The sequence below is a fragment of the Pseudonocardia sp. P-1 genome, assembly GCF_058111925.1.
The window spans coordinates 4392694-4417213 of the sequence record NZ_CM176614.1 but is presented as its reverse complement, the minus strand read 5'-3'; the positions used below and the strand labels follow the sequence as shown (position 1 = coordinate 4417213).

General features: G+C 73.8%; 21 protein-coding genes. 8 read left to right on the top strand and 13 right to left on the bottom strand.

Going from position 1 to position 24520, the window contains the following annotated elements; genetic code table 11:
• Positions 1–51: 51 nt before the first annotated feature.
• Positions 52–1092 carry a 3-isopropylmalate dehydrogenase gene (locus AC0GKK_RS21650; RefSeq protein ID WP_062397147.1) on the bottom strand — a complete coding sequence of 347 codons (1041 nt, stop codon included), beginning with the start codon at positions 1090–1092 and terminating at the stop codon, positions 52–54.
• Between the two features lie 245 nt (positions 1093–1337).
• On the opposite strand from AC0GKK_RS21650, the gene AC0GKK_RS21645 reads away from it, so the two are divergent.
• The gene (locus AC0GKK_RS21645; RefSeq protein WP_346105650.1) at positions 1338–2348 is read left to right on the top strand and encodes an LLM class flavin-dependent oxidoreductase; all 1011 of its coding nucleotides are present in this window, start codon (positions 1338–1340) and stop codon (positions 2346–2348) included.
• A 30-nt stretch (positions 2349–2378) separates the two neighbouring features.
• On the opposite strand, the gene AC0GKK_RS21640 is transcribed toward AC0GKK_RS21645, so the two are convergent.
• From AC0GKK_RS21640 to AC0GKK_RS21620, 5 genes are all read right to left on the bottom strand, one after another.
• Positions 2379–2639 carry a hypothetical protein gene (locus tag AC0GKK_RS21640; RefSeq protein ID WP_251783961.1) on the bottom strand — a complete coding sequence of 87 codons (261 nt, stop codon included), beginning with the start codon at positions 2637–2639 and terminating at the stop codon, positions 2379–2381.
• 93 nt (positions 2640–2732) lie between these two features.
• Entirely contained in the window at positions 2733–4343 is a 1611-nt protein-coding gene (gene serA, locus AC0GKK_RS21635; RefSeq protein WP_489882402.1) for a phosphoglycerate dehydrogenase, read from the bottom strand.
• Between the two features lie 249 nt (positions 4344–4592).
• Positions 4593–5597, bottom strand: coding sequence for a ketol-acid reductoisomerase (gene ilvC / locus AC0GKK_RS21630; RefSeq protein ID WP_208819684.1), 1005 nt, complete (start codon positions 5595–5597; stop codon positions 4593–4595).
• A gap of 44 nt (positions 5598–5641) precedes the next feature.
• Positions 5642–6151, bottom strand: a complete 510-nt coding sequence (gene ilvN / locus AC0GKK_RS21625) for an acetolactate synthase small subunit (protein WP_062397155.1) — start codon at positions 6149–6151, stop codon at positions 5642–5644.
• The gene (locus AC0GKK_RS21620; protein WP_489884047.1) at positions 6148–7944 is read right to left on the bottom strand and encodes an acetolactate synthase large subunit; all 1797 of its coding nucleotides are present in this window, start codon (positions 7942–7944) and stop codon (positions 6148–6150) included. Before AC0GKK_RS21620 ends, ilvN begins: the two co-directional genes overlap by 4 nt.
• A 427-nt stretch (positions 7945–8371) precedes the next feature.
• On the opposite strand from AC0GKK_RS21620, the gene AC0GKK_RS21615 reads away from it, so the two are divergent.
• From AC0GKK_RS21615 to AC0GKK_RS21600, 4 genes are all read left to right on the top strand, one after another.
• Positions 8372–8917, top strand: coding sequence for a PH domain-containing protein (locus AC0GKK_RS21615; protein WP_489882401.1), 546 nt, complete (start codon positions 8372–8374; stop codon positions 8915–8917).
• Positions 8918–9086: 169 nt separating this feature from the next.
• Entirely contained in the window at positions 9087–10928 is a 1842-nt protein-coding gene (gene ilvD / locus AC0GKK_RS21610; protein WP_251783964.1) for a dihydroxy-acid dehydratase, read from the top strand.
• 69 nt (positions 10929–10997) lie between these two features.
• Positions 10998–11996, top strand: a complete 999-nt coding sequence (locus tag AC0GKK_RS21605; protein ID WP_476652393.1) for an aldo/keto reductase — start codon at positions 10998–11000, stop codon at positions 11994–11996.
• A gap of 166 nt (positions 11997–12162) precedes the next feature.
• A complete protein-coding gene (locus tag AC0GKK_RS21600; RefSeq protein ID WP_489882400.1) occupies positions 12163–13545 on the top strand; it encodes an NAD-dependent succinate-semialdehyde dehydrogenase in 1383 nt (460 codons plus the stop codon).
• 31 nt (positions 13546–13576) lie between these two features.
• On the opposite strand, the gene AC0GKK_RS21595 is transcribed toward AC0GKK_RS21600, so the two are convergent.
• The 3 genes from AC0GKK_RS21595 to AC0GKK_RS21585 are packed head-to-tail and all read right to left on the bottom strand — an operon-like array spanning position 13577 to position 16024.
• Positions 13577–14479 (bottom strand): phosphotransferase, encoded by a 903-nt coding sequence (locus AC0GKK_RS21595; RefSeq protein ID WP_489882399.1) that lies wholly within the window; start codon positions 14477–14479, stop codon positions 13577–13579.
• On the bottom strand, positions 14476–15078 hold the full coding sequence (locus tag AC0GKK_RS21590; RefSeq protein WP_251783973.1) for a DoxX family membrane protein: 603 nt from the start codon (positions 15076–15078) through the stop codon (positions 14476–14478). The genes AC0GKK_RS21595 and AC0GKK_RS21590 overlap by 4 nt, the downstream gene beginning before the upstream one ends.
• Positions 15079–15103: 25 nt before the next feature.
• Positions 15104–16024 (bottom strand): 2-hydroxyacid dehydrogenase, encoded by a 921-nt coding sequence (locus tag AC0GKK_RS21585; RefSeq protein WP_489882398.1) that lies wholly within the window; start codon positions 16022–16024, stop codon positions 15104–15106.
• A gap of 55 nt (positions 16025–16079) precedes the next feature.
• Here AC0GKK_RS21585 and AC0GKK_RS21580 point away from each other — a divergent pair, with 55 nt between their 5' ends.
• Positions 16080–17177: a PQQ-dependent sugar dehydrogenase family protein gene (locus AC0GKK_RS21580; RefSeq protein ID WP_304580229.1), complete on the top strand. Its 1098-nt coding sequence runs from the start codon at positions 16080–16082 to the stop codon at positions 17175–17177.
• Positions 17178–17306: 129 nt separating this feature from the next.
• On the top strand, positions 17307–18755 hold the full coding sequence (locus AC0GKK_RS21575) for an MFS transporter (protein ID WP_489882397.1): 1449 nt from the start codon (positions 17307–17309) through the stop codon (positions 18753–18755).
• A gap of 247 nt (positions 18756–19002) precedes the next feature.
• Here the strand turns inward: AC0GKK_RS21575 and gatB are convergent, their stop codons facing one another.
• The 3 genes from gatB to gatC are packed head-to-tail and all read right to left on the bottom strand — an operon-like array spanning position 19003 to position 22333.
• Positions 19003–20505, bottom strand: a complete 1503-nt coding sequence (gatB, locus tag AC0GKK_RS21570; protein WP_224401627.1) for an Asp-tRNA(Asn)/Glu-tRNA(Gln) amidotransferase subunit GatB — start codon at positions 20503–20505, stop codon at positions 19003–19005.
• Entirely contained in the window at positions 20502–22010 is a 1509-nt protein-coding gene (gatA, locus tag AC0GKK_RS21565; RefSeq protein ID WP_489882396.1) for an Asp-tRNA(Asn)/Glu-tRNA(Gln) amidotransferase subunit GatA, read from the bottom strand. Before gatA ends, gatB begins: the two co-directional genes overlap by 4 nt.
• The gene (gene gatC, locus AC0GKK_RS21560) at positions 22007–22333 is read right to left on the bottom strand and encodes an Asp-tRNA(Asn)/Glu-tRNA(Gln) amidotransferase subunit GatC (RefSeq protein ID WP_020622204.1); all 327 of its coding nucleotides are present in this window, start codon (positions 22331–22333) and stop codon (positions 22007–22009) included. Before gatC ends, gatA begins: the two co-directional genes overlap by 4 nt.
• Before the next feature lie 338 nt (positions 22334–22671).
• Here gatC and AC0GKK_RS21555 point away from each other — a divergent pair, with 338 nt between their 5' ends.
• On the top strand, positions 22672–23328 hold the full coding sequence (locus AC0GKK_RS21555) for an ACT domain-containing protein (protein WP_251783996.1): 657 nt from the start codon (positions 22672–22674) through the stop codon (positions 23326–23328).
• Between the two features lie 135 nt (positions 23329–23463).
• On the opposite strand, the gene AC0GKK_RS21550 is transcribed toward AC0GKK_RS21555, so the two are convergent.
• Positions 23464–24183, bottom strand: a complete 720-nt coding sequence (locus AC0GKK_RS21550; RefSeq protein WP_062397181.1) for a 3-keto-5-aminohexanoate cleavage protein — start codon at positions 24181–24183, stop codon at positions 23464–23466.
• Positions 24184–24520 lie beyond the last annotated feature (337 nt).

The following is a 24520-nucleotide window of genomic DNA, read 5'->3' as shown; positions in this document are numbered from 1 at the left end:
CGACGGGGTGGCCCCGGAGATCCGGTGCCACCCCGTCGGTGTGTGCGTGGGTCAGTTGGTGGCGACCTCACGGCTCGACACGAGCGCGGCGAGCCGGTCCCCGATCGACGAGGTGTTGCCCGTCGCCGCGTGGTCCCGGGTGGCCAGGTCGAACGCGACCGCGGCCTCGATCCGGCGGGCCGAGTCACGCTGGCCCATGTGGTCGAGCAGCAGCGCGACCGAGAGCACGGCGGCCGTCGGGTCGGCGATGCCCTGGCCCGCGATGTCCGGGGCGGAGCCGTGCACCGGCTCGAACATCGACGGGTTGGTACGGCTGGCGTCGATGTTGCCGCTGGCCGCCAGGCCGATGCCGCCGGTGACCGCCGCCGCGAGGTCGGTGAGGATGTCGCCGAACAGGTTGTCGGTGACGATCACGTCGTACCGGCCCGGGTCGGTGACCAGGTGGATCGTGGTCGAGTCGACGTGCTGGTAGGCCACCGAGACCTCGGGGTACTCCAGCGACACCTCCTCGACGATCCGCGACCACAGCGCACCGGCGAAGGTCAGGACGTTGGTCTTGTGGACCAGCGTCAGGTGCTTCTTCGGCCGCCGCTGGGCACGGGCGAACGCGTCGCGCACGACACGGTCGATGCCGAACGCGGTGTTCTGGCTGACCTCGGTCGCGATCTCGTGCGGGGTGTCCTTGCGGAGCAGGCCGCCGGTGCCGACGTACGGCCCCTCGGTCCCCTCGCGCACGACCACCAGGTCGATCTCCGGGTTGCCGGCCAGCGGGCCGCGCACCCCCGGGTAGAGCCGCGCGGGGCGCAGGTTCACGTGGTGGTCCAGCTCGAAGCGCAAACGCAGGAGCAGGCCGCGCTCGAGGATGCCGCTGGGCACCGACGGGTCGCCGACCGCGCCCAGCAGAATCGCGTCGTGCTGCTTGATCTCGGTCAGCACCGTCTCCGGGAGCAGCTCGCCCGTGGAGTGCCAGCGGGCGGCACCGAGGTCGTACTCGGTCGTCTCCACGTCGCGGGCGACCTCGCCCAGGACCTTGAGTGCCTCGTTGATCACTTCCGGGCCGATGCCGTCACCGGGGATGACCGCAAGGCGCATGACCTCGTCCTCTCGTCGTACTGCTGGCCGCACGCTACCGCCTGCCGACGCAGGGTCATCGTTCGGCCACCCGGTGGGGTGGTCCCGTCCGGGTGACGCGTGCGCCGCGCGCGGTCGGAGTACCCGCGACACGCGGCCGTTCCGGGGACTCCGGTCCGTTCCGAGGGGTGGGACGGCCGCCGCGGCCGTCACCCGTCCGGATGGAGGTGGGGAAGAAGCGCGACGACGGCGTCGTTGCCCCGGACGTGCCCACGCCCGACCGCCCGCTGCGTCGCCTCGGCTTCCTCACCATCGGTTCGTTCGACGGCGACGACCCCCGCCCCGGACACGAGACGACCCTGGAGATGATCGCACTCGGCGAGCGTCTGGGCTTCGACTCGGCCTTCGTCCGGCACCGTCACCTGCAGTTCGGCATCTCCTCGCCGGTCGCGGTGCTCGCCGCGGCGACCCAGCGGACCACGCGGATCGAACTCGGGACGGCCGTGGTCCCGCTGGGCTGGGAGAACCCGCTGCGCCTCGCCGAGGACCTCGCGACGGTCGACGTGCTCTCCGGCGGCCGGCTGAACCCGGGCGTCTCGGTCGGGCCGCCGATGCAGTGGGAGCACGTGCGGGACGCGCTCTACCCGGACACCGCCGACGTCGAGGACTTCGGCCGTGAGCGGGTGTCGCGGCTGCTGCGCCTGGTGCGCGGGGAGCGGGCGAGCACCTTCTCCGGGACGGTCGGGATCGAGTCGTTCTCCGAGCGGGTGCAGCCGCACTCCCCCGGTCTGGCCGGGCGCATGTGGTACGGCGCGGGCAGCGACTCCTCCGCCGTCTGGGCCGCGGGGCAGGGCCTGAACCTGCTGACGAGCAACGTGGTGCGCTCCGGCGGGGAGACCGACTTCGCCGCGATCCAGTCCCGGCAGATCCGGGCGTACCGCGAGGCGAACCCCGCCGGGCGCGTGTCGCAGGGCCTGGTCGTCGTCCCGACCGACTCGGCGACGCCCGCCCAGCGCGAGCGCTACGCCGCCTACGCCCGCGAGCGCGACGCCCGGGTCGGCGTTCCGCAGGGCCCGGCCGGTCTGCTGTTCGCCCGCGACCTGGTCGGCACCTCCGCCGAGATCGCCGAACGGCTGTGGGCCGACGCCGGGTTCCGCGAGGTCGACGAGGCGGTGTTCGCGCTGCCGTTCGGCTTCCCGCACGACGACTACGTCCAGATCGTCACCGACATCGCCGGCGCGCTCGGACCCGCGCTGGGCTGGGCGCCGCGCGGCTGACCCGGCCCCCGCGGCGCGGCCGCCCCGGGCTCAGTGGCCGGTGCGGGGCAGCGCCCGGCGGGCCCGCACCCGGCCCGGGGCCTCGATCATCGCGACGAGCGCGGCGAGGACCACGAGCATGCCGGGGCCGATCGTCATCGTCGCCGACGGCGGCCCGGTCACGATCGCCATCACCGACACGACGTAGGGCACGGTCAGCGACAGCCCGGTGACGAAGCCGACGCCGAGCAGCACCAGGCACCCCACACCGACCGTCGTGCCCGCCAGTACCAGTGCCCGCAGCCAGCTCACCGGGTCCCCCTCCGCTCGTGGCGAGCAGACACGATCCCACGACCGGCCGGGTCCGCGCAGCCGTTTCCCGCAGTGCGGGACGGGCCCGGTCGCTCAGTCGTCGAAGGAGATGAGCCGGATCGTCCGGGCGCCGACCGAGGCGCCGATCGGCTCCAGCACCGCCGGGTCGACCTGGCGGTCCACCCGCAGGAGCATGACGGCGTCGGTGCCGTCGGTGGTCTGCGAGATCTGGGCGGCCTCGATGTTGACCGCGGCCTCCCCCAGCAGCGACCCGACCCGGCCCATCACGCCGGGGCGGTCGGCGTACTCCAGCAGGACGACCTCGCCCTCGGCACGCAGGTCGAAGTGCCGTCCGTTGATCTCGACGAGCTTCTCGACCTCGGCACGGCCGGTCAGGGTGCCGGACACGGTGACCTTCTCCCCGTCGGGCATGGCGCCGCGCAGCTGCACCACGCTGCGGTGGTTGGCGCTCTCCGGGCTGGTGGTGATCTCCACGGTGACCCCGCGCTCCTCGGCGAGCTGCGGCACGTTCACGAACGTCACCTGGTCCTCGACGACGTGGGTGAACACCCCGCGCAGCGCGGCCAGGCCGAGGACCTGGACGTCCTCGGTGGCCAGCTCGCCCGCGACGTCGACGGTGACCGAGGTCGGGGTGCGCCCGGCGACGGCGTGCAGGGTGGTGCCGAGCTTCTGCACCAGCGGCAGCCAGGGCCGGACCTCCTCGCCGACGGCGCCGTGGATCTGCACGTTGACCGCGTCCGGCACGAACTCCCCGGCCAGGGCCAGCTGCACCGAGCGGGCCACGTCGGTCCCGGCCCGGTCCTGCGCCTCGGCGGTGGACGCGCCCAGGTGCGGGGTGACGACGACGTTCTCCAGCTCGAACAGCGGGCTCGACGTGGTCGGCTCGGTGACGTAGACGTCGATCCCGGCGCCGCCGACGTGCCCGGAGCGGACCGCCTCGGCCAGGGCGTCCTCGTCGATCAGGCCGCCGCGGGCGGCGTTGACGACGAGCACCCCCCGCTTCGTGAGCGCGAGCTGGTCCTTGCCGATCAGCCCGAGGGTCTCCGGGGTCTTCGGCAGGTGCACGGTGATCATGTCCGCGGTACGGAGCAGGTCGTCGAGGCCCATCAGCTCGATGCCGAGCTGCGCGGCGCGCGACGGCGCGATGTAGGGGTCGTAGGCGACCAGCGTCATGCCGAACGCGGCGAGGCGCTGCGCGACGAGCTGCCCGATCTTGCCGAGCCCGACGATGCCGACGGTCTTGCCGCTCAGCTCGACGCCGCCGTAGGACGAGCGCTTCCACGCCCCGGAGCGCAGCGCGGCGTCCGCCGGCGGGATGTGGCGCGCGGTCGCGAGCAGCAGCGCGATGGCGTGCTCGGCGGCGGAGACGATGTTCGAGGTCGGGGCGTTGACGACCATCACCCCGCGCGCGGTGGCGGCGGGGACGTCGACGTTGTCCAGGCCGACCCCGGCGCGGGCGACGACCTTGAGGCGGCCTGCCGCGGCCAGCGCCTCGGCGTCGACCCGGGTGGCGGACCGGACCAGCAGCGCGTCGGCGTCGGCGAGCGCCGCCAGCAGGGCGGGGCGGTCGGTGCCGTCGACGTGGCGGATCTCGACGCCGTCCCCGAGCAGCTCGACGGCGGAGGGCGCGAGCGTCTCCGCGAGCAGGACGACGGGACGGTGGTCGGTGGCTGCGGTGCTCACGGTGTGCGAGTGCTCCCCGAGGTCGGTGCGCGAACGTCGACCATCCTAGGACCGCGGGGGCCCTCGTGGACCCGGACGGGCGGACGGGTCGCCGCGCGGCACCCCCACCGGACGCGCGAAACCCCCGCCCGGTGTCGCCGGTACGGGGGTTCCACGTCGCCTGGTCCGGATGGGTGCGTCCGGGCCCGGGCATCCGCGGGCCGTCTGGGGCCCGCGTGACTCATCCTGCCGGAGCGCTCCGGCAGTGGATCACTTGGCCTTCTCGCCGACCCAGCTCATGAGGCCGCGGAGCTTCTCGCCGACCTGCTCGATCGGGTGCTCGGCGCCCTGCTGCTGCAGCTTGGTGTAGTTGCCGCGGCCGGCCTCGTCCTCGGCCACCCACTCGCGGGCGAAGGTGCCGTCCTGGATCTCGCCCAGGATCTTCTGCATCTCGGCCTTGACCGCGGGCGTGATGACGCGCGGGCCGCGGGTCAGGTCGCCGTACTCGGCGGTGTCGGAGATGGAGAAGCGCTCGTTGGCGATGCCGCCCTCGTACATGAGGTCGACGATCAGCTTGAGCTCGTGCAGGCACTCGAAGTAGGCGATCTCCGGGGCGTAGCCCGCCTCGGTGAGCACCTCGAAGCCGGTCTGGACCAGCGCGGCGGCACCGCCGCAGAGGACGGCCTGCTCACCGAACAGGTCGGTCTCGGTCTCCTCCTTGAAGGTGGTCTCGATGACGCCCGCGCGGGCGCCGCCGATCCCGGCCGCGTAGGAGAGCGCGAGCGCCTTGGCGTTGCCCGAGGCGTCCTGCTCGACGGCGATCAGGGCGGGGACGCCCTTGCCGTCGACGAACTGGCGGCGGACCAGGTGGCCCGGGCCCTTCGGCGCGACCATGGCCACGTCGACGTTCGCCGGGGGCTTGATCAGCTCGTAGCGGATGTTGAAGCCGTGACCGAAGAACAGCGCGTCGCCGTCCTTGAGGTTCGGCTCGATGTCCTGGGAGTAGATGAAGCGCTGCTTGGTGTCGGGCGCCAGGACCATGATCACGTCGGCCCAGGCGGAGACCTCGGCCGGCGTGCCGACCTCGAGGCCCTCGTCGGCGGCCTTCTGCCGGGACTTGGAACCCTCCGGCAGACCGATCTTCACCTCGACCCCGGAGTCACGCAGGGACAGCGAGTGCGCGTGCCCCTGGGAGCCGTAGCCGATCACGGCGACCTTGCGGCCCTGGATGATCGACAGGTCGGCGTCGGCGTCGTAGTAGATGTTGACACTCATGGCTCTGGGACGGTTCCTCTCGGAGGTTGTGTAGCGACGACTGTCTAGCGGACGGCCGCGGCGGTGATGGACCGGGGGCCACGGCCGACGGCCACCATCCCGGACTTCACCATCTCGCGGATCCCGTAGGGCTCCAGCATGCGCAGGAGCGCGTTGAGCTTGTCGGCCGACCCGGTGGCCTCGACCGTGACCGCCTCCGGGGAGACGTCGACGACCTTGGCGCGGAACAGCTGCACGGTCTCGACGACCTGGCTGCGCACCGTGGCGTCGGCCCGGACCTTGACCAGCAGCAGCTCGCGCTGCACCGAGGCGTCCGGCTCCAGCTCGACGATCTTGATGACGTGCACAAGCTTGTTGAGCTGCTTGGTGACCTGCTCCATCGGGAGCTCGTCCACCTCGACGACGATCGTCATGCGGGAGACGTCGGGGTGCTCGGTCGGACCGACCGCGAGCGAGTTGATGTTGAACCCGCGCCGCGAGAACAGCCCGGAGACCCGGGCCAGGACACCCGGCTTGTCCTCGACCAGGACCGAGAGGGTGTGGAGCTCGCTCACTTCTCGCCCTCCAGGGCCTGCTCGGTGACGTCGGCGACCGCGTCGACCGACGCGGCCAGCTCGTCGTGCTCGAACTCCGGCCGGATGTCGCGCCGGACGTTGATCTCGTCGTTGCTCGTGCCCGCGGCGACCATCGGCCACACCTGGGCGTCGGCACCGACGACGAACTCCACGACGACCGGCCGGTCGTTGATCTCCATGGCCTGCTGGATGACCCGGTCGACGTCCTCCTTGGACTCGACCCGCAGTCCCTCGCAGCCCATCGCCTGCGCGAGCATCGGGAAGTCCGGGATGCGCAGCTTGTGGGTGTTGAGGTCGGTGTTGGAGTACCGCTCGCCGTAGAACAGGTTCTGCCACTGGCGGACCATGCCGAGGTTGCCGTTGTTGATGACGGCGACCTTGATCGGGATGCCCTCGATCGCGCAGGTGGCGAGCTCCTGGTTGGTCATCTGGAAGCAGCCGTCGCCGTCGATGCACCAGACGACGGCATCCGGCTCGCCGACCTTGGCGCCCATCGCGGCCGGGACCGCGTAGCCCATGGTCCCGAGCCCGCCGGAGTTCAGCCAGGTCCGCGGCTTCTCGTACTTGACGAACTGCGCGGCCCACATCTGGTGCTGGCCGACGCCCGCGGTGTAGATCGCGTCCGGCCCGGCGATCGCGCCGATCCGCTCGATCACGTACTGCGGCGAGAGCGCCCCGTCGGTCGGCTCGTCGTAGCCGAGCGGGTAGCGGTCGCGCAGGCCGCCGACCTGCTTCCACCAGGACGACAGGTCCGGCTCACCGTGCTCGGCCCGGTCCGCACGGACGGCCTCGACCAGATCGGCCAGGACCTCCTTGCAGTCCCCGACGATCGGCACGTCGGCGCGCCGGTTCTTGGAGATCTCCGCCGGGTCGATGTCGGCGTGGATGATCTTCGCCCCGGGGGCGAAGCTCTCCACCTTGCCGGTGACCCGGTCGTCGAACCGGGAGCCGAGTGCGACCAGCAGGTCGGACCGCTGCATCGCCGCGACCGCGGCGACGGTGCCGTGCATCCCGGGCATGCCCAGGTGCAGGGGGTGGCTGTCGGGGAACACACCGCGCGCCATCAGGGTGGTGACGACGGGCGCCCCGGTCAGCTCGGCCAGCTCCCTGAGCTCCTCGGCGGCCTCGGCCTTGAGGACACCGCCGCCGACGTAGAGCACCGGCTTGGCCGACTCGCGGATGAGCCGGGCGGCCTCGCGGATCTGCTTGCCGTGCGGCCGGGTCGTCGGCCGGTAGCCGGGCAGCTGCAGCTCCGGGGGCCAGGAGAACGTGGTCTGCTCCTGCAGCACGTCCTTCGGGATGTCCACCAGGACCGGGCCGGGCCGGCCGGTGGACGCCAGGTGGAAGGCCTCGGCGATCGCGCGCGGGATCTCCGACGCGTCGGTCACCAGCATGTTGTGCTTGGTCACCGGCATGGTGATGCCGGTGATGTCGGCCTCCTGGAAGGCGTCGGTACCGATCAGCGGCCGGGTCTGCTGCCCCGTGATGGCCACCAGCGGCACCGAGTCCATGTGCGCGTCCGCGATCGGGGTGACCAGGTTCGTGGCCCCCGGCCCGGACGTCGCCATGCAGACCCCGACCCTGCCGGTGGCCTGCGCGTAGCCGGTCGCCGCGTGTCCGGCGCCCTGCTCGTGGCGGACGAGGATGTGGCGCACCCTCGTCGAGTCCAGGAGCGGGTCGTAGGCGGGCAGGATCGTCCCGCCGGGCAGTCCGAAGACGACCTCGCAGCCGATCTCCTCGAGCGAACGCACCAGGGACTGGGCGCCGGTCATGGGCTCGTCCACGATGCGCGGACCGGGCACGGTGGTCTCACCGGGTGCCGGGGCCGCGCTGCGGGACGTGCCGGGGGCCGCGGACCGGCCGGGCGGCGGGCCCGGCTTCGGGCCGGACGAGCCGGGCTTGGCGGGGACGGTGGTCATCTGGGTCTGCCTCGCTGGAGATCGTGTCGATCAGATGCCGGACATGGGCTGAACTCGGAGCTGGACATGAAAAAACCCCCGCCGCCCGGTACTCCGGGCGCTGCGAGGGTGAGCGCGTCGTCGTTCGAGAAGGTCGAACTCAGGCGACGACGCGCCCAAGAAGTACGAGAATTCGAACGGCGAACATGCATCGACGCTAGCACGCGTCCCACGGACGGAGTCAAACGACCCCACCCGTCCGGGCCGTGGGGTCACGGTCCGGATTTGTCACACTGGGGTCGTGAGCAGCACCGACGACCGCGCCGTCCCCGCCGACCCCACCTCTGCCGACCCGCAGTCGGCCCCGGGGGCGTCCCAGCAGGTGGACGGCGAGCTGGCGTGGACCCCCCCGGTCCGCGACGAGGGCCGCAAGCTCCGCGTGGGCTCGCGCGCGCTGGTGTTCAAGCCGAGCCGGCTGACCATCTTCGCCATCCTGGTCGCGGTCGTCGGGTCGACGCCGCTGGTGTTCAGCCTGCCGTGGTTCTGGGTCGTGCTGGTGGCCCCGGTCGCGGCGATCGCCTGGATCCTGCGGGTCCGCACCACCGTGGACCCGGACACGCTGACCGTCCGCGGCACGTTCTCCTCCCGCACCGTGGACTGGGACGACGTGCGCGGTCTGCGGATCGGCTCGCGCTCGCGGGTCAGCGCGGTGCTGGGCGAGGACGACGACCTCGTCCTGCCCGCGGTGCACGCGCGCGACCTGCCCGCGCTCTCGGTCGCCAGCGGCGGCCGGTTCGCCGACCCGGCCGCGGTGGGCGACGCGGAGGATCCGGCCGAGGGTCACTGACGCCCGTCGCGGGGCGTACGGTTGCGGGCGATCGGCCCGCCGGCCGGCGGGACGCGACCCGCTCCGCCGCCGTCGCGCCGCACCCCCGGGCGGCTCGTGCCCACGCTCCGCGACGCGCCCACCGGGGTCCCCCACGAACCACCACGGAAGACCCGGCTGGAGAAGACCGATGCCCGCCCTGCGTTCCCGCGTCACCACCCACGGTCGCAACGCCGCCGGAGCGCGTTCGCTCTGGCGCGCGACCGGCATGGGCGACGACGACTTCGGCAAGCCGATCGTCGCGATCGCCAACTCCTACACCCAGTTCGTGCCCGGCCACGTGCACCTCAAGGACATGGGAGACCTCGTCGCGGGCGCGATCAAGGAGGCGGGCGGGGTCGCCAAGGAGTTCAACACGATCGCCGTCGACGACGGCATCGCGATGGGCCACGGCGGGATGCTCTACTCGCTACCCAGCCGCGAGATCATCGCGGACGCGGTGGAGTACATGGTCAACGGCCACGCGGCCGACGCCCTGGTGTGCATCTCCAACTGCGACAAGATCACGCCGGGCATGCTGAACGCCGCGATGCGGCTGAACATCCCGACCGTGTTCGTCTCCGGCGGGCCGATGGAGGCCGGCAAGGCGGTCGTCGTCGGCGGGGTCGCGCAGGCACCCACCGACCTGATCACCGCGATCTCGGCGTCGGCGTCGTCCGAGGTGGACGACGCGGGCCTCGCCGAGGTCGAGCGTTCGGCCTGCCCGACCTGCGGGTCCTGCTCCGGGATGTTCACCGCGAACTCGATGAACTGCCTCACCGAGGCGCTCGGGCTGTCCCTGCCGGGCAACGGCTCCACCCTGGCCACGCACGCCGCGCGCCGCGAGCTGTTCCTGAACGCCGGGCGCACCGTGATGGACCTGGCCACCCGCTGGTACCGCGACGACGACGCGTCCGCGCTGCCCCGCAACATCGCCACCCGCGAGGCGTTCGAGAACGCGATGGCGCTCGACGTCGCGATGGGCGGCTCCACGAACACGGTGCTGCACATCCTGGCCGCCGCGCAGGAGGGCGAGATCGACTTCGACCTCGCCGCGATCGACGCGGTCTCCCGCCGGGTGCCGTGCCTGAGCAAGGTCGCGCCGAACTCGGACTACCACATGGAGGACGTCCACCGGGCCGGTGGCATCCCCGCGCTGCTGGGCGAGCTGTGGCGGGCCGGGCTGCTCAACACCGGGGTGCACACGGTGCACTCGCCGTCGCTGGAGCAGTGGCTCACCGAGTGGGACATCCGGTCGTCGGCCCCGTCGGAGACCGCGGTCGAGCTCTACCACGCCGCGCCGGGCGGGGTCCGGACCACGCAGGCGTTCTCGACGGAGAACCGCTGGTCGAGCCTGGACACCGACGCCGCAGGCGGCTGCATCCGCGACCTGGAGCACGCCTACTCCGCCGACGGCGGCCTCGCCGTGCTGCGCGGCAACCTGTCGATCGACGGCGCCGTGATCAAGACCGCCGGCATCCCGGAGGACATCTGGGAGTTCGAGGGCCCGGCCGTCGTCCTGGAGAGCCAGGAGGACGCCGTCTCGGCGATCCTGAAGAAGGAGATCAAGCCCGGCGACGTGCTGGTCATCCGCTACGAGGGCCCCTCGGGCGGGCCGGGAATGCAGGAGATGCTGCACCCGACCGCGTTCCTCAAGGGCGCCGGGCTGGGCAAGGTCTGCGCCCTCATCACCGACGGCCGCTTCTCCGGCGGCTCGTCGGGCATCTCGGTCGGCCACATCTCCCCCGAGGCGGCCGCCGGCGGCACGATCGGCCTGGTGGAGAACGGCGACCGGATCCGGCTCGACGTCCGCGCCCGGTCGCTGGAGCTGCTCGTCGACGCCGAGACGCTCGCCGACCGGCGCGCCAAGATGGAGTCCTCGGAGCGGCCGTGGCAGCCCGTCGACCGGCAGCGCGTCGTGTCGAAGGCGCTGCGCGCCTACGCCCACATGGCGACCAGCGCCGACACCGGAGCGGTCCGCCGCATCCCCTGACCCGGCACGCACGACGGCCCCGGTCCGCCCTCCTGCGGACCGGGGCCGTTCGCGTCTAGGTTGGTTGTCATGGCTACCGGAACCGGCCTCGGAACCCGTCGACTCGGCGATCTCACCGTCTCCGCCCAGGGCCTGGGCTGCATGGGCATGAGCCAGGCCTACGGCGACACCTCCGACCGTGCCGAGTCGATCGCGACCATCCACCGCGCCCTCGACCTGGGCGTCACCCTGCTCGACACCGCGAACGTCTACGGCGACGGCGCCAACGAGGAGCTCGTGGGCGCCGCGATCGCCGACCGCCGCGACCGCGTGGTCCTGGCGACGAAGTTCGGCATCGTGCGCGACGCGCAGGGCAACCAGGGCGCGCAGGGCGACCCGGCCTACGTGCGGCGGTGCGCCGAGGAGTCGCTGCAGCGCCTGGGCGTCGACCACATCGACCTCTACTACCAGCACCGCGTCGACCCGGACACGCCGATCGAGGAGACCGTCGGCGCGCTCGCCGGGCTGATCGAGGAGGGGAAGATCCGCCACTACGGGCTCTCCGAGTGCGGCGCGGACACCGTCCGCCGCGCCCACGCCGTGCACCCGCCCGCCGCGGTGCAGTCGGAGTGGTCGCTGTGGACACGCGACATCGAGGAGTCGGTCGCTCCGACGTGCGCCGAGCTGGGCGTCGGCGTCGTGCCGTTCTCCCCGCTCGGGCGCGGCTTCCTGACCGGCGCGATCACCTCGACCGGGCAGCTCGGCGAGGGCGACATGCGCCGCGGCCTGCCCCGCTTCTCCGACGAGAACATGGCCGCGAACCTGGCCATCGTCGAGGCGCTGACCGCCATCGCGCAGCGCCGCGGGGTCACCGCCGGGCAGCTCGCGCTGGCCTGGGTGCAGAGCCGCGGGGAGCACGTCGTACCGATCCCGGGGACCAAGCGGCGGACCTACCTGGAGCAGAACGTCGAGGCCGCCGCGCTGGAGCTGTCAGCGGACGAGATGGCCGAGATCGAGGCGGCCGCACCGGCGTCCGCGGTGGCCGGGGAGCGCTACCCGGCGCACCTGCAGCGCAACGTCGGCCGCTGAGCAGCGCTCCCGGCCGCCGTCTCAGCCGGAGGCGGTGGCCGCGGCGCGGCGGTGCCCCGCGGCCGGCGTGGAGTGACGAGGCGGACCCGATGTTTGCCGGTCCCCCCGCGCCGGATATCCGTCGGACAGGAGCGCGACCCGCGCCACCCCGCGACGGAAGGACACCATGACCGCCTACGTGACCACGAACCCCGCCACCGGGAAGACCGAGAGGACGTTCCCCGAGCTCGACGACGCGGCGGTCTCCGACGTCCTGGGCCGCGTCACCGACGCCTACCCCGGGTGGCGCGCGACCCCGGCCGCCGACCGGGCACAGATCCTGGTCCGGGTGGCCGAGGCCTACGAGGCCCGCAGCGACGAGCTGGCCGCGTTGATCGCGACCGAGATGGGCAAGCCCGTCAAGGAGGCCGCGGGCGAGGTCGCACTGGCCGCGTCGATCTACCGCTGGTACGCCGAGCACGGCCCGGACCTGCTGACCCGGGAGACCCTGGACCCGCAGGGCGCGCAGGAGTCGGTGGTGCAGACCGAGCCGATCGGACCGCTGGTCGGGGTCATGCCGTGGAACTTCCCGTACTACCAGGTGGCGCGGTTCGTCGCGCCGAACCTGCTCGTCGGGAACACGATCGTCCTCAAGCACGCCCCGATCTGTGCCGCCTCGGCCGAGATGATGGACGAGATCTTCCACACCGCGGGCGTGCCCGACGACGTCTACGTCAACGTCTACGCGACCAACGAGCAGATCGCCGACATGATCGCCGACCCGCGGATCCAGGGGATCTCGCTGACCGGCAGCGAGCGGGCCGGTGCCTCGGTCGCCGAGACGGCGGGGCGCAACCTGAAGAAGGCCGTCCTGGAGCTGGGCGGGTCGGACGCGTTCATCGTCCTCGACGACGCCGACGTCGCCCGCACCGCGAAGGTCGCCGCCCGGGCCCGCCTGATGAACGGCGGCCAGGCCTGCAACTCCCCGAAGCGGATGATCGTGCCGACCGACAAGGTCGAGGAGTTCGTGTCGGTGCTGGTCTCGACGTTCGAGGCCACCGAGCACGGCGACCCGACCGACTCCGGCACCCGGCTCGGCCCGCTGTCCTCGGTCGCGGCGCGCGACGGCGTCGCCGAGCAGGTGCGTCGCGCCGTCGAGCAGGGCGCCACCCTGCACACCGGCGGCGAGGTGCCCGACGGCGACGGCGCGTTCCTCCGACCGGCCGTGCTGACCGGCGTCACGAAGGACATGGACGCCTACTCCGAGGAGATCTTCGGGCCGGTGGCCGTGGTGTACGGCGTCGACTCGGTCGACGAGGCGGTCACGCTGGCCAACGACGTGAGCTACGGGCTCAGCGGGTCGGTGTGGAGCGGTGACATCGAGCGCGCGCAGGAGATCGCCGACCGGCTCGAGGTGGGCATGGCCTACGTCAACGAGCACGGCACGACGCTGCCCGGGCTGCCCTTCGGCGGGGTGAAGCGCTCCGGCTTCGGTCGCGAGCTGGGCCGCTGGGGCATGGGCGAGTTCGTCAACACCCGGCTGCGTCGCACGGCCGAGCCGAAGGGCTGAGCCGAGGGCCCGGCCACCGCCCGTGGCGGGATCAGCCGCGGCGGGCGGTGACGAGCAGGTCGCCCAGCTCGTCGAGGGCCGCGGCGGCGACCCGGACCATCGAGGCGACGCGGTCGGGGTGCTGGTGGTCGGCGGCGAACGGCAGGTACTGCACGTGCGCCGCCGCCCGCGCCCACGCCGTCTCCACCGCGACCATGGCGGGCGGGTCCGGCGCGCCGAGCGCGCCGGACAGGGTGTCCCGGTAGACCGCGGGCACCGGCGCCGACGGCGCGTCGGCCGGGCCGTCGGACGGGGGCGCGGCCAGCACCACGACGTCGAGCGACCCCACCGCGACGCGGGCGTTGCCCCAGTCCAGCAGCACCGCACCGGCCGGACCGGCGACGACGTTGCCGCGGTGGGCGTCGCCGTGGCACAGGGTGCGGGGCAGGGCGCGCAGCGCGGTGCGGGCGCGGTCGTCCCCGGCCCAGGCCACGACGGACGCGGCCGCGGTGTCGTTCCCGGCCGCCCTCAGCCGGTCCGCGGCGTGCCCGCACAGCCGCGCCCACCAGGCGTCGTCGACGACGGGGACGCCGCGCGGCCGGTTGCGCCGCCAGTGCGCGTGGACCAGCGCGAGGGTGCGCCACACGTCGTCGGGTACCGGGGCCCCGACCCGCAGCAGCGCGCCGGGCTCGTGGTCGAGCAGCACCCAGCCGTCGCCGGAGCCGAGCATCCGGGGCAGCCGGACGGGTCCGTTCACCACCGCGACCGCACGCAGCGCGGCCGTCTCCACCGCCCCGGTCCGCTTCAGGACGACCGCGGTGCCGTCGTCGAGGTCGATCCGCTCGGCACCGCCGGAGGCGTACCCGCCGGTCAGCGGCGTACGTGACCGCACCGCGAGGTCGCGACGGCGGCGACGGGCGAGCGGGCGCAGCCAGGCGTCGTCGGCAGGGGTCACCGGCGCAGCACGAACAGGACCAGCAGCGCCACCGCGACCGCGACCAGCAGCGACAGCACCGACCACGGCAGCGGGCGTCGCTGGTAGGTACGCCCGGCGTCGAGGGCGATCCGCCCGGCCCCGGCGAACACCAGCGCCGCGGCCCCGGCACCGAGCAGCAGGTCCAGCTCCAGGGAGTTCACGCCGTCCGAGGCGAACAGCGGCACCGACAGGGCCGGCACCAGCGCCACCACCACGGCGACGCCCTTGGTCGCGAGCAGGCCCGCCGCGGCGAAGGGCGTCAGCAGCCCCAGCACGAGCAGCACGCCGAGGACCAGCTGGCCGACCGCGAGCACCCAGGCCAGCGGGCCGGCGAAGGACGTGAACCCGGCGTCGGCGAGCGCGGTCGCGCTGGCGTCGAGGCCGATCCCGCCCGCGACGCCGAACAGCGTGCGGGCGCCCGCCGCGGCGAAGGACGCCCCGACGACCAGCCGTAGCACGAGCAGCCCGATGTCGGAGGAGAGGTGGGCGGGGACCGGCATGCGCTCCGGGCGGGTCCTCTCCGCCGGTTCGTCGCCGGAGATGTTGCCCCAGTCGTACTGCTGCGTGGGCCCGCTCATGGTCGGCGACAGTACCGGCGCGCGCCTAGTAGGCGCCGGTCACGAGGTTCGGCGGCGCGTCACCGGCGGCGAACGTCGCGAGCTGCTCGGCCGCGACGCCGTAGGCGCGACGCATCGCCAGCGGCACGCTGCCGCCGACGTGCGGGGTGAGCAGCAGCCCGGGCGCCGACCACAGGGGGTGGCCCGCGGGGAGCGGCTCGGGGTCGGTGACGTCGACGGCGGCCCGGATCCGTCCCGAGGTCAGCTCCGCGACCAGCGCGTCGGTGTCCACGACCGGCCCGCGGGCGCCGTTGACGAGCAGCGATCCGTCGGGCATGGCGGCCAGGAAGCCGGCGTCGACCATGCCGCGGGTCTCGTCGGTGAGCGGGACGATCAGCACGGTCGCGTCGTGGTGCGGCAGCAGCGCGGGCAGCTCGTCCCAGCCGTGGACGTCGTCGCGGGCGGTGCGCCCGACCAGCGTGGTCTCCACCTCGAAGGGCTCCAGACGGGCCCGGGTCCTCTGCCCGACATCGCCCGCGCCGACGATGAGGATCTTCTTGCCGGCCAGCTCCTCGGTCTGGTGGTAGTCCCACTCGCCGCGGTCCTGGGCACGCACGAAGCGGTCCAGGTGCCGGTAGACGGCCAACAGCACCGACACCACCCACTCGGCGGTGGCGCCGCCGTGCGCGCCGCGTCCGTCGGAGAGGCCGACGCCCTCCGGCAGCCGCCCGATCCACGTCTCGGCGCCCGCGGTGAGCAGTTGCACCAGCTCCAGGTTCGGGACCTGCTCGACGATCCCGACGGCGTCGGCGCCCGCCAGGAACGGCGCGACCAGCACGCGGGCGTGGGCGGCCTCGTCGGGCAGCGGCTTCTCCGGGTCGTAGACAACCGGGTCCAGTCCGTCCACACCGGACAGGATCTCGGCGCCGACGGTGTGCGGCACCAGGACGGTCACGGGGCTGCTCATGACGCCCGACCGTACTCACCGGGCACTCACCTCGCGGGGCCTAGCCTGGTTCCTCGTGACCGCCCGGCTGCTGCTGATCGTCGCGACGCTCGTCGTGCTGCTGGGCGGCTGCGCCACCTTCCCCGACGCGGGCTCCCGCGACTGGCGCCCGCAGGCCGAGGGAGAGGGCGAGCTCGGCGGGCCGCCGCAGATGGCGCCGGAGGAGCGGACACCGCCGCCGAGCGGGGCGCCGTCGCCGCAGCAGCAGGGGTCCGCGCCGGCGCCGCAGCCGTGCGTCGACCCGGACCCGCAGGTCGTCGCGTCATGTCTGGGCCCGGTCGGGGCGGTGGCGGTGCTCCCGCAGGGCGACCGCGCACTCGTCGCCGAGCGGCGGACCGGGCGGGTCCTCGAGGTCCGCCGCAACGCCACCCCGCAGCCGGTCGCGACCGTGCCGGTCGACCCGGCCGGCGGGCTGACCGGGCTGGTCCTGTCCCCCGGCTACGCCGAGGACCGCCTGCTCTACGCCCTCTCCGAGGGACGGGTCTGGCGGATCGCACCCGGTGAGGCGCCGAAGCCGGTGCTGGAGGGATTGCCGCCGGGCGGGGCGCTGGCCGTCGACGCCGACGGCTCCTCGCTGCTCGTCGCCACGCCCGCCGGGGCGGGACCGCTCGCCGGGGCGGTGCTGCGAATCGACACCCTGGGCCGTCCGGCCCCGGGCAACCCCGACCGTGCCTCGCCGGTCCTGGCCCGCGGACTCACCGCGCCGGGCGGGGTGTGCGTCGACCCCGCGGCGCGGACCACCTGGGTCACCGACCGCACCCCGGGCCGCGACGTCCTGCACCGCGTCACGCCGGGCACGCTCGGCGCGCCCGCCTGGACCTGGCCGGACCGCCCGGGCGTCGCCGGGTGCACGGTGCTGCCGGGCGCGGTCGTCGTCGCGCAGAGCACCGGCACAGCGCTGTTCGTGCTCAACCCGGGCGCCGAGGGCACCTTCACCGGCGACCCGAAGCCGGTCCTGGAGGGCACCTACGGCCGGATCGGCCCGGTCACCCTCGCCCCGGACGGCCTGCTGTGGCTGGGGACGGTCAACCGCGACGGCGGCGCCCCCGGCGCCACCGACGACCGGGTCGTACGCATCCAGCCGCCGACCGGCGGCGGCGCCAGCGCCATCTGACGCCGCCCGGTACCGATCCTGCATCCACCTGTCGCCCACTGTTGCGCGGTCTAATATATCAATGTTAGAACAGGCGCCGCACCGCGTGCCGGGCCGTCCCGGCACGCGCCCGGACGGCGAAGGGGCCACATGATCGAGAAGCCGCGCAGGAGCCGTCGCCGGATCCGCGACACCGCGGTCGAGGACGAGGCCACCGTCCGCCGGGCCGCCACCGCGGCGTCGGTGGGCAACGTCGCCGAGTGGTACGACTTCGGGATCTACTCCTACCTGGCCGCGGTGGTGCTGAACCGGGTGTTCTTCCCGGACGCGGGCCGGTGGTCGCTGGTGCTGACCCTCGCCGCGTTCGCGGCGGCGTTCGTCGCCCGCCCGTTCGGCGGGTTCGTGTTCGGCCACCTCGGCGACCGGGTGGGCAGGCCGCGGGTGCTGGCCGCCACGGTGCTGCTGATGACCGTCGCGACGGTGCTGCTCGGGCTCGTCCCGTCGCACGGCACGATCGGCGTCGCGGCGCCGGTCCTGGTCGTGCTCATCCGAATGCTGCAGGGCTTCTCCGCGGGCGGCGAGTACACCGGCGCGCTCACCCTGGTCGCCGAGTACGCCCCCGACCGGCGGCGCGGCTTCTTCGGCAGCTGGCTGGAGTTCGGCACGATCGTCGGCTACTCCCTCGGTGCCGGCGTCACCGCGGCGCTGGTGACCCTGATGCCCGACGACGACCTGCTCGCCTGGGGCTGGCGGATCCCGTTCCTGCTGGCGCTCCCGCTCGGCATCGCCGGCGTCTACCTGCGGCTGCGGCTGGAGGACACGCCGGCGTTCCGCCAGCTCATGGAGCGCTCCCCCGCGCTGGCCACGATGACCCACGGCCGCGCGTTCGGGATCCTGGTGAAGCGCTACCGCTCCGCGGCGCTGGTCACCGCCGGTCTGGTGATCGCCTGGAACGTCACCAACTACGTGCTGACCGCGTACGTGCCGACCTACCTCACCGGCACCCTGCCCCGCTCCGGCGCGGCCGGTACCAGCCGGGAGGTCGCGACCCTGCTGCAGGTCGGGGTCACCGTGCTCGCGCTGGCCGCGGTGGTCGTCGTCGGGCGCTGGAGCGACCGGATCGGACGGCGCCCGCTGCTGGCGGCCGGGAGCATCGGGCTGGTCGTGCTCGGCCTGCCGATCGTGTGGCTGCTGCAGCTCGGGCTCGCCGGGCAGGCCACCGGCCTGGTACTGCTGGCCGCGATCCTGGTCTGCTTCGCGGGCGTCTGCCCGTCGACGCTGCCCGCCCAGTTCCCCACCCTGGTCCGCTACGCCGGCCTCGGGCTGACGTTCAACCTGGCGGTGTCGCTGTTCGCCGGGACGGCGCCCGCGGTGATCGAGGCCGCGGTGACCGCCACCGGGAACCTGGACTGGCCGGGCTACTACCTGATCGGCGCCGGGCTGGTCGGGCTGGTCAGCGTGTGGTTCCTCGTCGAGCCCGCCGGGAGGCCGCTGCCGGGCGCCGCTCCGCTGGAGTTCGCCGGGGACGTGCCCGAGGCACCGGGCGGGGACCCGGACGCCGCCGGCCCCGACGCGACGGCGACCCGCGCCTCCGGCTGAGCGGCTCGGCAGCGCGGCTGAGCGGCCCGGCAGCGCGGCCGAGCAGCCCGGCCGCTCGGCCGAGCAGCCCGGCCGCTCGGCCGCTCGGCCGAGCAGCGCGACGGTGGCCGCGGAGCAGCCGCACGCGGCGAGCAGGCCCGCCGTGCCGACCGCGGTGAGGAACCGACGGCGGGTGGCGTTCTCGACGCACGGGCCCCGGGCGGACGGTGTCCGGCCGCCCGGGGCCGTGCGTGTGGCGCAGGAGGGGTCAGGCCCCGACCCGCTCGACGATCAGCTCCCGGACCCGCTTGGCGTCGGCCTGGCCCTTCGTCGCCTTCATGACCGCACCGACGATCGCCCCGGCGGCCTGCACCTTGCCGCCGCGGATCTTCTCCGCGACGTCGGGCTGCTCGGCCAGCGCCGCGTCGACGGCGGCGATCAGCGCGCCCTCGTCGGAGACGACCTTCAGTCCGCGGGCCGCGACGACCTCGTCCGGGCCGCCCTCGCCGTCGAGCACGCCGTCGACGACCTGGCGGGCGAGCTTGTTGGTCAGCTCGCCGGACGCGACCAGCTCGATCACCCGGGCGACCTGCTCCGGCGTGATCGCCAGGTCGGCGAGCTCGACCGAGCGGGTGTTCGCCTGCTGGGCGAGGTAGGACACCCACCACGAGCGGGCCTCCTGCGACGGCGCGCCCGCCGCCACGGTGGCCTCGACCAGCTCCAGCGCCCCGCCGTTGACCAGGTCGCGGATCTCCTCGTCGGAGATGCCCCACTCGGTCTGGATGCGCCGGCGGCGCTCCCACGGCAGCTCAGGCAGGGTGCCGCGCAGCTCCTCGACCCACTCGGCCGAGGGCGCGATCGGGACCAGGTCGGGCTCCGGGAAGTACCGGTAGTCCTCCGAGGTCTCCTTGCGCCGCCCGGCGCGGGTGTGGCCGGTGGACTCGTCGAAGTGCCGGGTCTCCTGCACGATCTCGCCGCCCGCGTCGAGCACGCCGGCCTGCCGGCCCATCTCGTGCCGGACCGCGCGCTCGACCGACCGCAGCGAGTTGACGTTCTTCGTCTCGGTGCGGGTACCCAGCGCGCCGCCCTTCGGCGAGAGCGACAGGTTCACGTCGGCGCGCATCGAGCCCTGGTCCATCCGGACGTCGGAGACGCCCAGGGACTGGATCAGGTCGCGCAGCGCGGTGACGTAAGCGCGGGCCACCTCCGGGGCGCGTGCCCCGGTGTCCGGGATCATCTTCGTGACGATCTCGATCAGCGGGACGCCCGCCCGGTTGTAGTCCAGCAGCGAGTGGTCCGCGCCGTGGATGCGACCGTCGGAGCCGCCCACGTGCAGCGACTTGCCGGTGTCCTCCTCCATGTGCGCGCGCTCGATGCCGATCCGGACGACCTCGCCGTCGTCCAGGGTCAGGTCCAGGAACCCGTCGACGGCGATCGGCTCGTCGTACTGCGAGGTCTGGAAGTTCTTCGGCATGTCCGGGTAGAAGTAGTTCTTCCGGGCGAACCGGCCCCACGGCGCGATCGAGCAGTTCAGCGCCAGGCCGATCCGGATCGCCGACTCCACCGCGGCCCGGTTCACCACCGGCAGCGCGCCGGGCAGGCCCAGGCAGACCGGGCAGACCTGGGTGTTCGGCTCGGCGCCGAACTCCGTCGGGCAGCCGCAGAACATCTTGGTGTTCGTCGACAGCTCGACGTGCACCTCGATGCCCAGCACCGGGTCGTAACGGGCGACGACGTCGTCGAAGTCGACCAGCTCCACGGACGTGGTCATGCCCTCACCCCAGTAACCTCCGGGACACGCGCGATCAGCGGACCGCCCTCGTCGGCGTCGCGGGCGGCCTCGAACGCCGCCCCGACGCGGTACATGACGGCCTCGCCGAGCGCGGGCGCCATGATCTGCAGACCGGTCGGGAGCCCCTCGGAGATCCCGTTGGGCACCGACATGCCCGCCACCCCGGCCAGGTTGGTCGGGATGGTGGCCAGGTCGTTCAGGTACATGGCCAGCGGGTCGTCGACCTTGTCCCCGATCGGGAACGGCACGGTCGGCGCGGTCGGCGACACGAGCACGTCGGCCTGGGCGAACGCCGCGTCGAAGTCCCGGCTGATCAGCGTGCGGACCTTCTGCGCCTGCCCGTAGTAGGCGTCGTAGTAGCCGCTGGACAGCGCGTAGGTGCCGAGCATGATCCGCCGCTTGACCTCGGGTCCGAAGCCCTGCTCGCGGGTGTTGGCCATGACCTCCTCCGCGGAGCGGCCCTGCGCCGCGCGCAGGCCGTAGCGCATGGCGTCGAACCGGGCGAGGTTCGACGACACCTCGCTCGGCAGGATCAGGTAGTACGCGGCCATGCCGTACTCGAAGTGCGGGCACCCGACCTCGACGATCTCGGCGCCCAGCTTCTCCAGGCTGCGCAGCGACGCGTCGAACGCCGACCGGACGCCGGGCTGGTAGCCCTCGCCCCCCAGCTCACGCACGACGCCGACCTTCAGCCCGGACAGGTCCCCGGTCGCGCCCTGGCGCGCCGCCTCGACGACGGCCGGGACCGGCCGGTCGATCGAGGTCGAGTCGCGCGGGTCGTGGCCGCCGATGACCTCGTGCAGCAGCGCCGCGTCCAGCACGGTGCGCGCGCACGGCCCGCCCTGGTCCAGCGACGACGCGCAGGCGACCAGCCCGTAGCGGGAGACCTGGCCGTAGGTGGGCTTGACGCCGACGGTGCCGGTGAACGCGGCGGGCTGGCGGATCGAGCCACCGGTGTCGGTGCCGATCGCCAGCGGCGCCTCGAACGCGGCCAGCGCCGCCGCCGAGCCGCCGCCGGAGCCGCCCGGCACCCGGGAGGTGTCCCACGGGTTGCGGGTGACGCCGTACGCGGAGTGCTCGGTGGACGAGCCCATCGCGAACTCGTCCATGTTGGTCTTGCCCAGGATCGTGATCCCGGCGGCGCGCAGGCGCGCGGTGACCGTCGCGTCGTAGGGCGGCTGCCAGCCCTCGAGGATCCGCGAGCCGCAGGTGGTGGGCATGTCGGAGGTGGTGAACACGTCCTTGAGCGCCAGCGGCACCCCGGCCAGCGGGGACTCCGGCGCCTCGCCCGCGGCGATCCGCTCGTCGACCAGCGCGGCGCCGGCCAGCGCGGACTCGGCTCCGACGTGCAGGAACGCGTGCACCTCACCGTCGACGGCGGCGATCCGGTCGAGGTGGGCCTGCGCGGCCTCCACGGCGGAGACCTCACGGGAGTGGATCTTCTCGGCGAGCTCGGCGGCGGTCAGCCGGATCAGGTCGCTCACTGCTCCTCCCCCAGGATCCGCGGGACGCGGAAGCGCCCGTCCTCGGCGGCCGGGGCGCCGGCGAGCGCCTGCTCCTGGCTCAGGCCGGGGCGGCGCTCGTCCGGGCGGAAGACGTTCTCCAGCGGGACGGCGTGCGAGGTCGGCGGGATGTCGTCGGCGGCGACCTCCCCGACCCGGGCCACCGACCCGATGATGACGTCGAGCTGGGACGCGAAGGTGTCCAGCTCGGAGTCGGTGACGGCCAGGCGGGCCAGCCGGGCGAGGTGTGCGACCTCGTCCCGGGTGATGACCCCGCCCGTCCGCTCCGCGGAATCGGCGGTCATGCCCCTCCTCGAGATGGTGTCCGATGATGACGACGGCGGGTGGACGGTCGTGGCGGTGCCGTGGCAGCGGCGACGACGGTGCGACCGCCGGTCCGGCTGCCGACACGACCCGGTCGCTCCCGCGCGCGCCGGTCTACCCGCCGAGTCTATTCCCGCCGGTCCACCGGCCGATCGCCCCCCGGTGACCGGGCGCGCACACCCCGCTGCGGGTGGCGGGTGACCGAGGGACCCGTGGGTGGCAGGATCATCGTTCCCGCCCGGAACCGCTCCCCGCCGCTCCGGTGGGGTGCATGCGCGTGCCGACGAGGCGCCCGCTGTCGAGGGAGAGGATCCACTCCGTGTCGTTCCTGCTCCGGGTCGTCCTCCCGGACAAGCCCGGCAATCTCGGCGCCGTCGCGTCCGCACTCGGCGGGGCCGGGGCGGACATCCTGAGCGTGGACGTCGTGGAGCGTGGCGACGGCCAGGCGGTCGACGACATCGCCGTCGAGCTGCCGACCAACCGGCCGCCGGACGTGCTCATCACCGCTGCCGAGTCGGTGCCCGGGGTGTCGGTGGAGTCGGTGCGCCCGCACACCGGGCAGCTGGACACCCACCGCGAGCTGGAGCTGCTCGACGAGATCGCCGGCGACCACGCGCACGGGCTCGACCTGCTCGCCGCCGAGGTGCCGAGGCTGTTCCGCGCAGGGTGGGCGCTCGTCGCGGTCAGCGAGCACGGCCGCTCCTACCGGATCGCGGAGAGCTCCGCGGCGCCCGAGACCCGGTCCGGGGACCTGCCCTGGCTGCCGCTGGACCGGGCGATCGCCCTCGACGAGAGCCACTGGGTGCCCGAGCCCTGGCGGGCGATGGACACCGAGCTGGCCGCCGCGCCGTTCGGGACCGGGGCGCCACCGAAGACCCTGGTGGTCGGGCGGCCGGGTGGGCCGGTGTTCCGGCCGTCGGAGCTGGCGCGGCTGGCGCACCTGGCCGGGATCGTCGCGACGGTCCTGAAGGCCTGACCCGCCGCGCCACCGCCCCCCTCCCCCAGGCCCGGGGCTGCTCCCAGGGGAACTTTCGTAGCGCTCTAAGCCACGAGAGTTCCCCTGGGAGCAGCGCCGGGAGTGGACGAGCGGCCGGGGCGACGGCCCGGCGGGTCAGACCCGGATCGACAGGGCGGTGCGGACGAGGTCGTCGTTGCCGGTCGCGAGCCAGCCGTCGGGGCGGACCAGGACGTCCTCGAAGCCGATCCGGGTGTCGATGTTGACCCGGGTCGCGTACTCCAGCACCGGCCAGGCGCCCTCCTCCTCGCCGTGCAGCAGCACGGGGACGGGGGGCTGACCGAGGGCGCGCAGGATCCGGATGCCCTCGGCGACGGCGGTCTCGGGGTCGATCACCGTCGACTCCGCGATCACCCGCCGGGTCCCCGGGGGCAGCCCGTTCTGGCGGAGGGTGACGGCGTCGCCGCTGGTCCAGACGCCGAGCTCGACGGCGATGCCGACCGACCACGCGGCGTGGCAGACCTCGGTCCAGCCGAGCTCGTGCACGTTGACGCCGCACACGTCGGGCTTGCCGGAGCCGAGCCGGCCCCAGGACAGGACGGTCTCGACACGGTCCTTCGGGTCGGGCTGGATCCAGCGCCCGGTCGGGACCCCGATCTCGATGCCCGGGGCCTCCTGGCGGATCAGCGAGACGACGTCGCCGACCACGGCGGGCTCGATCGACTCGGCACCGCTGTCGTCGCGCGGGTGCACGTGCACCGAGGTGACGCCGAGCCGGGCGACGGCCCGGGCGTCGCGGGCGAGGTGGCGGGCCAGGGTCGGCAGCGCCGGGTGCGCGTCCGCCGGTCGTGAGCCGTTGAGCGCCGCCTGCAACACCGTGTGTTCCCCGATCCGAGTGGTCGTGCCCCCGCGGGAGGACCCCGCCGTGCAACCGAGAGTAGGCGGTGATCGACCCCGGCCCGCGGCCGGGCGCGGGCGCGCCCGGGGGACGTCGACGTCCGGCCGCCGGGCCGCGCCGGACGACGAACACGCCCGGTGAACGGTCGCTCACCGTCGGCGTGGCGCACGTCGTGTCGCCGGACGGCGTGGACCGGACGGCGCCGGTCCTGCGGTCAGGCGTCGGCGGCCTGCTCGCGCGCCGCATCGGGACCGCGGTCGAGCAGGACCGAGAACCCGGCCTCGTCCAGCACCGGCACCCCGAGCTCGACGGCCT

Bases quoted from the DNA above. Each gene is read 5' to 3' on its own strand.
- AC0GKK_RS21575 (WP_489882397.1), top strand. From the start codon at position 17,307: ATGATCGAGAAGCCGCGCAGGAGCCGTCGCCGGATCCGCGACACCGCG.
- ilvD (WP_251783964.1), top strand. From the start codon at position 9,087: ATGCCCGCCCTGCGTTCCCGCGTCACCACCCACGGTCGCAACGCCGCC.
- ilvC (WP_208819684.1), bottom strand. From the start codon at position 5,597: ATGAGTGTCAACATCTACTACGACGCCGACGCCGACCTGTCGATCATC.
- AC0GKK_RS21620 (WP_489884047.1), bottom strand. From the start codon at position 7,944: ATGACCGGCGCCCAGTCCCTGGTGCGTTCGCTCGAGGAGATCGGCTGC.
- gatC (WP_020622204.1), bottom strand. From the start codon at position 22,333: ATGACCGCCGATTCCGCGGAGCGGACGGGCGGGGTCATCACCCGGGAC.
- AC0GKK_RS21600 (WP_489882400.1), top strand. From the start codon at position 12,163: ATGACCGCCTACGTGACCACGAACCCCGCCACCGGGAAGACCGAGAGG.
- AC0GKK_RS21585 (WP_489882398.1), bottom strand. From the start codon at position 16,024: ATGAGCAGCCCCGTGACCGTCCTGGTGCCGCACACCGTCGGCGCCGAG.
- AC0GKK_RS21605 (WP_476652393.1), top strand. From the start codon at position 10,998: ATGGCTACCGGAACCGGCCTCGGAACCCGTCGACTCGGCGATCTCACC.
- gatB (WP_224401627.1), bottom strand. From the start codon at position 20,505: ATGACCACGTCCGTGGAGCTGGTCGACTTCGACGACGTCGTCGCCCGT.
- AC0GKK_RS21650 (WP_062397147.1), bottom strand. From the start codon at position 1,092: ATGCGCCTTGCGGTCATCCCCGGTGACGGCATCGGCCCGGAAGTGATC.
- AC0GKK_RS21590 (WP_251783973.1), bottom strand. From the start codon at position 15,078: ATGAGCGGGCCCACGCAGCAGTACGACTGGGGCAACATCTCCGGCGAC.